General features: G+C 54.0%; 8 protein-coding genes. 1 reads left to right on the forward strand and 7 read right to left on the reverse strand.

Going from position 1 to position 10,299, the window contains the following annotated elements; translation table 11 throughout:
• Nucleotides 1-922: 922 nt before the first annotated feature.
• From GV827_RS22455 to GV827_RS22485, 6 genes are all read right to left on the reverse strand, one after another.
• The gene (locus GV827_RS22455) at nucleotides 923-1,498 is read right to left on the reverse strand and encodes a GIY-YIG nuclease family protein (RefSeq protein ID WP_164356438.1); all 576 of its coding nucleotides are present in this window, start codon (nucleotides 1,496-1,498) and stop codon (nucleotides 923-925) included.
• 801 nt (nucleotides 1,499-2,299) lie between these two features.
• Nucleotides 2,300-3,031, reverse strand: coding sequence for a peptidase (locus GV827_RS22465; RefSeq protein WP_164356441.1), 732 nt, complete (start codon nucleotides 3,029-3,031; stop codon nucleotides 2,300-2,302).
• Between the two features lie 34 nt (nucleotides 3,032-3,065).
• Complete coding sequence (locus GV827_RS22470; protein ID WP_164356443.1) at nucleotides 3,066-3,863, reverse strand: transglutaminase family protein; 798 nt, start codon at nucleotides 3,861-3,863, stop codon at nucleotides 3,066-3,068.
• Entirely contained in the window at nucleotides 3,863-4,804 is a 942-nt protein-coding gene (locus tag GV827_RS22475) for an alpha-E domain-containing protein (protein ID WP_164356445.1), read from the reverse strand. Before GV827_RS22475 ends, GV827_RS22470 begins: the two co-directional genes overlap by 1 nt.
• Nucleotide 4,805: 1 nt before the next feature.
• Entirely contained in the window at nucleotides 4,806-6,230 is a 1,425-nt protein-coding gene (locus GV827_RS22480; protein WP_164356447.1) for a circularly permuted type 2 ATP-grasp protein, read from the reverse strand.
• A gap of 222 nt (nucleotides 6,231-6,452) precedes the next feature.
• The gene (locus GV827_RS22485; protein ID WP_164356449.1) at nucleotides 6,453-7,271 is read right to left on the reverse strand and encodes a DUF2189 domain-containing protein; all 819 of its coding nucleotides are present in this window, start codon (nucleotides 7,269-7,271) and stop codon (nucleotides 6,453-6,455) included.
• 906 nt (nucleotides 7,272-8,177) lie between these two features.
• Here GV827_RS22485 and GV827_RS22490 point away from each other — a divergent pair.
• The gene (locus GV827_RS22490) at nucleotides 8,178-9,419 is read left to right on the forward strand and encodes a GNAT family N-acetyltransferase (protein ID WP_204326051.1); all 1,242 of its coding nucleotides are present in this window, start codon (nucleotides 8,178-8,180) and stop codon (nucleotides 9,417-9,419) included.
• A 127-nt stretch (nucleotides 9,420-9,546) separates the two neighbouring features.
• On the opposite strand, the gene GV827_RS22495 is transcribed toward GV827_RS22490, so the two are convergent.
• Entirely contained in the window at nucleotides 9,547-10,026 is a 480-nt protein-coding gene (locus GV827_RS22495) for a hypothetical protein (RefSeq protein WP_164356454.1), read from the reverse strand.
• Nucleotides 10,027-10,299 lie beyond the last annotated feature (273 nt).

Genomic DNA, 10,299 nt, shown 5'->3' on the forward strand with positions numbered 1-10,299 from the left:
TACAACACCAAGAGGCCACACAGCGCACTCGGATACCGACCACCGGCACCAGAAACCATCGTCCAGATGGACGAAAGGCCGACCATGCACTAACACTCAAACCGGACCAGTCAGACTAGGCCAGCCAGCTCGGAACCAGGAACAACCCTTAGGCAGTGCGCGAAGTATCTGACCAATAACCCGATCCGCGCATTCCGTAACGCTATTGCCCATTCGAACTGGACATACACGAAAGATCATTCGGCGTTGGTGTACTGGGCGAGAAAAGGAGCTGGGAGGGACGAACCTTTGATCAAGCACACGGTGAACAACGAGACTTTGGCTTTTTGGCAAGCCCTCAGTAGGTGCACTGCATATGCTGCATTCTCCAACTTGTAGAGGTATCGCGGCACCATCCTTACCATAAAACGCATACGCGCTGCTTTCACCCACTTCCACTGCGGACGGGGTTCAGATGTGTTAGAAAACGGTAGATGCTGCATTTGTGGGAATGACCGGTTGAAGGCGCTTACGTAACTTCTAGCGCCTCAGGCGGCGCGTGAGCCGGTAGTCGGTAACGCAGGGGGCACACTCATATCGGGTCGACAAGCGGCGTCAGCGCTCGCCTGAGGGCCTCTGACGGCGTTGCACAGTCAAGGGCAAGGGTGGCAAATTCATAGAATTCCATTATTTCTCATAGTGTTAACAAGAAAATGGTGGGTCAAATCGCTCAAATATGGGTAAAATTCCAGTTGGCTCTTACAAATCCAGCCCAATTCGGACTGATGGATTTTTATAAGTATCTGAAAAGAATTATAAATTATCGATATATTCCATATAATTCCAAATACCGACTATAATATGGGCAATTTGCAGGCCTGCAGATTGTAACAACTGTCAGCATGTCTCAAGGGGCAAGCTACGAGATATGTTGCCGGTGGGCTCAGTCACGTCCAAGCGCGGTCCTGAGGCCGCTTAATGTGGGCCTGAATGGATGGTGCGACATGCTTAGGTTCAACGGAAGTGGAGGTCCATTGCTGACCAATGCCTCTTCTAGCTGCCAAGGTGTGTTGTTCTGTTCGACAGAGACCCCGGCGTGGTTCTTGATCCAAGTGGTCAGCTTGTCTTCATGCTCTTTGATCATGCGCACCCGACCTCCGGAATCTCTGTAGAACCCAAGATCAAGTTCGTGCTTGAGCAAAGCAGCCAGCGACAAGCGCAAAGTTGAGCTGCGAACAGATCCGCGCAGATGATTGCGCCATAAACGGCTCTTCATTGGGGTGGCAGAACCTGATCTCGTCGGTTGGCTCTTCGGTGGTGCAATGCCGATATACAGCAAATGCTTGTCCTCGAGTTCGAGGCATCCGACTCTAGGTACATCTGGCAATGAATAGTCAAACCACCAGCCATACATACCATGTATGATTTGGTTTTCCTTAATGTACGCCAAGAGGTTGGAAGGTTTGATCAGCCGTTCGGGCTCTAAAAGCCTCCGCACTGCATTACGGTCGACTTCCATCCCTGCCCCGATCTGCGAGCGTCCTCGCGAGATGACTGGTGATCGGGGTGTTAGAAAACCGCTCTGACACGGTCCCTGTGCCTTTAGCCGGGGCCTGTTGTATAACACAGGCACCCCGACCATATGTCAAAGGTGTTCAGCTGCCGGAGCAGCCTAAGTCAGAGAGGGGTTTCTAAGCCCCAACGCAGGTGCGTCTCCCACGTCGAGGTCGTGTTAGCAGCAAACGCGGTAAAGCCAAAGAAATACTAGGTTTATCCCTGACGCATTGCTGTTCTCATCTTATGAGCTTGCAAAGACATCAAAGGAGAACAGCATGTCAGAGATCATCACACTCAAAGCTCTATGCGACGATTTGAAGGTCAATCCAAAGGTTGCGAGGAACGGCTGCGTGCGGCGCTTGAACAACCAGACGTGTATCCAGACCTCGTGAAATCCCACAAACCTCGTGGTTCTTGGCAATGGAAGCAAAAGTCAGATGCAGAGATGCAAGCGCGTCAAGTTCTAGGCGGTAACAGCACAGAGGTTGCTTCTGTAGCTAAATGATACGTCCGGGTCAGGTCCGTGGAAATCTCCGAGCCATCTGAGCGGATTTCATCGTTGAGGAGAGGAGTGGTGCAGAATTATTGACCTACTTCGATGTGCCTACAATTGGTATCGAGGGGCGGGAAGCGGTCATTCGCTGCGGGCGCGGATCTGACAACATAAGTTCAAAAAAGCGGACATACAATTCTTCAGGTCACTATTGGCTTGAAGCTCGCGTCGGACGACCATTACAGCATGGTCGATATGACCAGGCTAAATCTATAACTCGTAGCTGGGCAACAACTCAAACGCACTGCGCAAGGCATCCCCCCAGCCGGTCGCTATTTCTTGATACACCTCGTCTTCCGCATTGATCCGTTTGGTGCGATCAGTCGCAAAAGAATCGGTCTCGTACACCTGAAGATCGAAGGGCAGTCCGACCGAAAGGTTTGATTTCACCGTGGAGTCAAAGGACACGAGCAAGAGCTTTATTGCATCTGCAAAGTCCATCTGACGGTCATAGGCCCGCACGAGGATCGGCTTGCCGTACTTGGTCTCGCCGATCTGAAAAAACGGCGTGTCATCCGTGATCTCGATGAAATTACCTTCGGGATAGATCATTAATATCGTGGGTTTCCCGCCCTTGATCTGACCCCCCAGAATAATGGACGCGCTGAATTGGTCATCCGATGTCTGACCGGTGGGCGAGGAGCCAGCGATCACTTCGCGCAGCGTTGCACCAACCAGCCGCGCGATCTGAAACATGGTGGGCTCACGCAGGATACTTGGGTCACGCTCCTGTTCAGAGACGGATCGTTCCTCTAGCAGGCTGATCAACGATTGCGTCGTCGCCAGGTTGCCCGCAGTCATGATGGTGATCGCGCGTTCGCCGGGCACCTCCCAAGTGAACATCTTTTTGCTGACCGCAAAGTTATCGACGCCAGCGCTGGTGCGTGTGTCCGCCATAAAGACAAGACCACGATCCAGTCGCATCCCGATGCAGTAGGTCATTTCGTTCTATCCAAAAGCAAACTTCAGCATCTCTTTACTGCTGGACTTGCAAAGATACCATGAGCTTTTCATCGGCCGACCCCATCCGCAGCCCTTCGATGGGGGCCGCGTCGCGCGCATCCCGGCCCACGGCGATACGTACGTATTTTTCATCCGGTGACACCCCGTTCGAAATGTCGAAACCGACCCATCCGAATCCTTCGACGCAGGCCTCGGCCCATGCGTGGGTTGCTTCCTGTACCACCTGCTCATTAATCATCAGATAGCCGCTGACATAGCGCGCGGGCAGCCCGGACAGCCGCGCGGCGGCCACAAAGATTTGCGCGTGATCCTGACAGACGCCGCCGTCGCCTTGCAGTGCGTCCTCGGCTGACGTGTCGACCCTTGTGCCACCGGTCTTGTAGGGCAGCGCCTCCAGTATTGAGGCGGAAAGCGCGTGCAGGCTTGCCAGCTGTGTATTCGGGTCAGTAGAGACCCTCGGCAGCGCATTGATCCTGTCTCCCGGTGTGGTGAGAGGGGTTGCCTGCCTGAAATGCCACAGGGGCGCACGGCCATAGGAAGGTCCAAGCACGCCTGTATTGTTGAGAGTCTTCACTTGCCCGTGAGCCTTGATCTCCAGAACGCGTGCGCCCGGCGTGATGCTGACCAAATCAACGTGGTTGCCATAATGGTCGAGATAGCGCGCTTCGACTTTGCCGCCGATGACCTCGACCGACCAATTGACCACATCCTGCATCACCGATGACAAAGGACACAGGCGCACTTTTTGAAGCGCGTAATCTACCGGGGCGCTATAGGCGTATTCAGTTGTGTGGCTGATGCTGAGGTCCATTATTCGGTAAACCTATAGTCAAGTTCGATCTGATGGGCGAGGCTTGAGGTGCTGTCAATCACCGCGCTGACAAATTCGTGCAGCCCCTCGTCAAAGATCGAGTTGATATCCCGGTTCACCAGCCGCGCCCGCAGCGCACTGGCCATTTCATTACACGGATGCGTAGTGCTGTATTCCTCGGCCAAGTGCGACATGCTGTTGACGATCTGACCTGCGCTGAACGCGAGAGACCGAGGCATACGGCGATCGAGGATCAGGAATTCGGCGATTGCGGGCGCGGTGAAGTCCTCTTCCACAGCCCAGCGGAATGACCGATGGGCCGAGACAGAGCGCAGGATCGTTTCCCACTGCACATTGTCCAGACGGCTGCCGACAAAGGAGGGAGAAGGCAGTAGCGAATAGTACTTCACGTCAATGATGCGTGCGGTACTATCCATCCGCTCGACAAAGGTACCCAAGCGGCAAAAGTCATAGATGTCGTTGCGCAGCATGGTGCCGTGCAGCGCGCCGCGTACCAGACCCGATTGCTGGCGGATCGAGGCAAGCACGGCAGGCAGTTCTGTCTGTGGGATCTCGTCTTTCAACAGTTGGGTAAAATGCATCCACGTCTCATTCACGGCTGACCAAACTTCGGTGGTCAGCGCAGTGCGGACCATGCGCGCGTTGTCACGGGCGGATTTGATGATCGAGAGAACAGAGCTTGGGTTGGTCTGATCGCGCAGCAGAAAGTTGACAACCTGCGCGCTATCATACCCATCACTGGCAGCCTCATAGGCTTGCTGTGCGGCCAGCGTGGAAATCACCGACTGCCATTCCGCCTCGGCGTTGGTAGACCGGGTGAGCGCAATGCGAAATCCGGCCTCGATCAGCCGCGCAGTGTTCTCGGCGCGCTCAAGCGAACGGAACATCCAGTAGAGGCCCCCTGCAGTTTTACCCAACATATCAGTCTTCCAATACCCAAGTGTCTTTTGTGCCACCGCCCTGGCTGGAATTGACCACCAGCGACCCTTCTTTCAGGGCGACACGGGTCAGTCCGCCGGCCGTGATGTTTACACCCTTGGGTGACACCAGCGCAAATGGGCGCAGATCGACGTGACGGGGTGCCAGGCCACTTTCGGTGAAGATTGGGACAGTGGACAGGGACAGCGTCGGCTGTGCGATATAATTGCCGGGCCGCGCCCGCAGCTTGTCGGCGAAATCCGACAGCTCTTGCTTGCTCGCCGCCGGACCCACCAGCATGCCATACCCACCCGACCCATGCACCTCTTTCACGACCAAATCAGCAAGCTTATCGAGCACGTATTTGAGTTGCTGAGGCTCTGAACAGCGGTAGGTTTCGACATTCTTCAGGATTGCGGGCTCGCCCGTGTAGAACTTGATGATATCGGGAATGTAGCTGTAAACAGCCTTGTCATCCGCGACCCCGGTGCCCGGTGCATTGGCGATGGTAATATTTCCGGCCCGGTAGACATCCATGATCCCGGGCACCCCCAGCATTGACTTGGGGTTGAAGGTCAGCGGGTCGAGATATTCATCATCCACCCTGCGATAAATCACATCAATCGTCTTGTACCCCTTGGTGGTCCGCATCGCGATATGACCATCCACCACCCGCAAATCATGCCCCTCGACCAGCTCGACCCCCATCTGGTCTGCTAGAAAACTGTGCTCATAGTAGGCTGAGTTGTGGATACCGGGCGTGAGGATCACAACACAAGGCCGACCACTGCAACCGGGTGGTGCCGACGCCTCAAGCGAGCGGCGCAGGTTCTTGGGATAATCACTGACAGGCTGCACGCGGATGCTGCTGAACAGTTCCGGGAACATTTGCAGCATCGTCTCACGGTTTTCCAGCATGTAGCTGACCCCGGACGGCGTGCGCGCATTGTCTTCAAGTACGAAAAAGTCATCTTCGCCCGTGCGCACGATGTCCGTCCCGACGATATGAGTATAGACATCCCCCGGCGGTTTGAAATCAATCATTTGCGGCAGAAACGCATCATTCTGCGCGATCAGATCTGTGGGAATGACACCGGCCCGCAGGATTTCCTGCCGGTTATAGATGTCATGCAGAAACGCATTGATCGCGTATACCCGCTGCTCGATGCCCTTCGACAGCTTGGTCCATTCACGCGACGAAATGATCCGTGGCACCAGATCAAAGGGTATCAACCGTTCATCTGCATCCTGCTGGCCATAGACATTGAAGGTAATCCCGGTGCGCCGAAAAAAGGCTTCTGCTTCTTGCGCTTTGGTGGCGAGCCGCGCGTTGTTCTGATTGGCAAACCAGGCTTCATAACCAGTGTAGGGTGCCCGAGGGCCCTCGGACATGTGCATTTCGCTGAAGTAAGTTTTGTTAATACCCATGCATTTACTTTAGAGTTTCAGCGTAGCGAGGCAACGAAATGGCCCGTCTTAGTGGGCGTTTATGTCATCCGCCTAATATTTAATCGTTTTTCGGCGCGGTAAATGACCGGTTTTGCGAGCAGCGCAGCCGCCACGAGTGGGAACGGCGAATGGCAGCAATGGCCGTCAGTTCAACTCAGCAAGCATCTCCTGCGCTTCAAGTTAATGTCGAAACGTGTCAAATCACCCTTCCACCGGTTGCACAGCCCGCTCATAGAGATGCCAAGTGGTGTGGCCGAGGATCGGTAGGGTGACGATCAGGCCCAGAAACGCCGGAACCATCGACAACAGAGTAGTAACCGAGATGATTGCTGCCCAGCTAAGCATGACCAATGGGTTTTCCGTCACGACCCTAATGGAGGTGAGCATGGCGGTCACGAAATCGATGTCCTGGTCGAGCAACATCGGCATTGCAACGACGGTCACGGAGAACAGGACAGCCGATAGCACTGCGCCGAGCAACGTGCCAATTGCAAGGAAGGTCCAGCCCTCTGGTGTGAAGAAGACGATGTTTAAGAACCCGTCAAAGTCCGAGAAAGATGAATCCTGTAGGACGACCACCAGTACAGTTCGAAACTGATATATCCATACCCAAAAAATAAACAGCGTGGTAAAGGCCATCCAGCCCATCTCCCGCTTGCGTTGCTTGGCCATGACGGCGAGAATTTCAGACCAGCCAAAATTCTTGCCCTTCTGCAACCGCCGGGACATCTCATAAAGTCCGGCGGCGGCGAAGGGCGCGACAAGCGGAAAGCCGACCGCAGCGGGAATGATCATCCAGATATTGCCCAGCCAGACCAAACACCAAACGATAAAAAGGCCAATAAGCGCATAGAACAGCCCGAAGAATCCGCTCATGAAGGGGCGCGCCATAAAGTCGGAAAACCCAGCCTTCAGCGACGCGGTGATGTCATCCGAAGTCAACTTGTTTGCCTTGGGCTGGGCGCGCTGTTGCGGCGTCAGATTGTCTGGTCGCTCGGCCTCTTCTATCTTGGATGTCATGACGTATGTCTCCCAAAGTATCGCGCCTCACTAATCCGCCTAAAAGTAGACGCTGCGGTGAAATAGACGTGCTATTTTAGCATACAAATTCCCATTAGGAGAGGCATTCGGGCCGGCCGAGCGCGATATAGCGCTTTTGCATTGGGTGAGTTCAAGCAACTTGCGACTTGCGAGCGCAGCGAACGGCCGGTTCGAAGGACCGCACCGCAGCCTTCTCGACTTGCGTTGAACGTCCGGTAAGGGCCGGGAGCGCCTCCGTGGCACTATCCACAGGGCTCTTTTGATTAGAAAATGGCACCCATATGTCACCCCAAAATATATTTGGCGAAATGGTCGAGGCGTAAACCTGACCTAAGAGACTGATATGTATTTGTAAAATTGGTGCCCGGGGGCGGAATCGAACCACCGACACGAGGATTTTCAATCCGACCAGAAATAACGCGAAGTAGTCGGTGTTTCGTTAGGGGTGTGGAGCGGGTTTCTAGTAGCAATCATTATGAGCCGTTGCCCTGAGAGCTGGTTACATATGTGTTTGTCCTACACATGCACGTCACGACAGCCGAAGTGTGCGCGTTCCTCCGAACGACGTTACGGCAAACGGTATCTTGCCAGCATCGAACTGGAAGCTAACGTTCAGTAGTTCTGCAGCTAATGACTTGAAGAGCCCAAGCGCGAACGCAGCTGACTTTCTCTTGGCAAACGAGACCAATTCAAGGCGATCAGAACCGACGCTATTGCCTACTAGCACGAACTTTGCGCCGCATAGGAGACAGTGTCATTGCCTACCATGATGGGCTGGTTCGAATCTGTCTAACAATATCCATTTTAATACTAGCAGACTATAGCCTGCCCTTTTGCTGCCGCATTCGTCCTCTACTGACAAAGATGCGTTCATGGGAGGTCTCGGTGAACATAAACAGGCACGGGCAGTTGGGCGTCGGCTCCAACGTCATCGCAAAGGCGTTCGACGATCTGAAAACTATGCACGCTATGCGCGAAGCGTGGCAGGCTCTCGCCGATGCCGACCCCGAAGCGAACGTATTTCTGTCCTGGGAGTGGATGCACCGCCTTTTTTCTGAAGACCCCAGCACGTGGTGTGTATTCTTCGTGCGCGATCCCGCTGCACTTAATGGAGTGTCGGCAATCCTTCCGCTGCACCATCGATTTCACTGGAGTAAAAGCAAACAACTCTGCCAGACTCGCTTCGAGGCGGCGGGCAGACGCGGTCTGAGTCCGTTGACCGGTCTTCTGTGCGACCCGGCGAGAGAGGAGACCGCGCTGCGAGCCCTGGCCCAACGTATCAAGCGCGAGCGGTGGGCGCGCCTCACGCTGCGCTTTGAGCCTACGGGGCAGCGCCTGCACGCCTTGGCCGATCATTTAAATGGCAAAGCATATCGGATATCCTGGCCGGACTACAAAACCAGTAATGAGCTGGTTGATCAGTTACGCGTTCCGACCGTGTCTTTGCCCACAAGTTTCGAATCCTATCTGCAGAATTCCATAAGTAAGAGCACGCGGAGCAAGCTCCGACGCTTTCGAAGGAAGTACTTAGAAACAGGTGCGTATCGTGTCGAGCAGACGACACCCGCAAACTTCGAGGCAAACGTCAACATCTTTAAAGCCCTCTGGCGCTTGCGCTGGGAAGGGACGATGTCCAAGAGACGGATAAATGACTTTCTCAACCGGCTGGATCAATTCCTCAGGCGCTGTCAATCGATGGACGTACTGTTCATGCCAGTTCTTTGGCGGGGGGATCGGCCCGTTGGCTCTCTGGTCCGGGTGGTCGATCTGTCGCGAAAAAGCATGTTCGGTATTGCAGCAGCGCGGCGACTTGATGATGAAATGCCTGCCATAGGTCTCTTGCTCAATGCAGTAGCTATTGAAGAGGCGATCCGGCGCGGCTTGTCTACCTATGAGCTCGGACACGGTACGCACGGCTACAAATATCAGTACGGCGCAGCAGACCGAGAACTGCACTACCTAGTAATCGAGCGGCGCGGGCAAGCCGCAACTGATGTTTTCAACCGTCGATCAATTTGTGGCGCAGCATTGTTTGCGCGCACCTGCTTGGCAGACGGACAAATCAGCCCAGCGGTCAAAGCATTGGAACAGATAGAAACAGCCAGCGTCAACTTCACGCACTCTTGATGCTGCTAGCGCCTACTTTGCCAGCAAAGACAGGCTGGTCTGTCAGCATAGGATTGCAGTTCACTGGGCTAACAAGAAGACGTCCGGTTTGTGGGCTATGCAAGCTATTCCAACATCGCGGAATTCTTTACGCACTCATATCAACTGAAACTTGCTGGGCGAGAATGGTATAGTCCGTTGCTGGGGTAAACTGCTTTTCGAGCAGAAGAAACGCGTGATCATGGCGTTTACGTTGGTCAAGCAGAATGCTTGCATGAACAGTGGCCCCAAACTCTGACATGAGAGTGATCGACTTTGAGAGTTGTAGTTCAAGATTTGCCAACCCAATGTCAGCCTCACCAAGATCTATCCGAAATTTCCCGTCAACGTGATCTTTGAACTCTACAGGAATGTTTGTTGCACAATCGATCAGCCTGATCGCGTCCCCGACAATGAAATCTTCAGGTGTAACGAGGGTTTCGCCGCCAGCAGCACCGCAGGTCGCAAAAAGACTTCTGGAGGGTACAAGAAAGCCGCGTGATGCAAATTGTTCATGAGAGTCTGGAAAGCTCGCACGCATTTCTCCTTGAGAGACCTTTGAGTATTCTCTAACCGCGAGCATTGTCATGCACCCATCCTCGACCTTCGTTTATTGATCTCAGCCAACCATCGACGGCGTGGCAGAGAGACATCTTCGGCTGATACCCTCGCACTCGGGCAACAATGGGAAGAATTTGTGGTGAATTGTGTCAAAGCCAGAAACTACTGAAGATGGAGATATAGCTAAAAGTTGGTGATGGCCCCTGAGGGGCGGCATATCATGGCGTTGTTCACGCGCCGCAATTCTCGTCTGAGAAAAGGATATGCCACATGAGGACAAATACCATTACCCAGCTGCCCG

Origin of the sequence: Sulfitobacter sediminilitoris (assembly GCF_010667575.1) — a bacterium.
In the GTDB taxonomy this organism is placed as follows: Bacteria; Pseudomonadota; Alphaproteobacteria; order Rhodobacterales; family Rhodobacteraceae; genus Sulfitobacter; species Sulfitobacter sediminilitoris.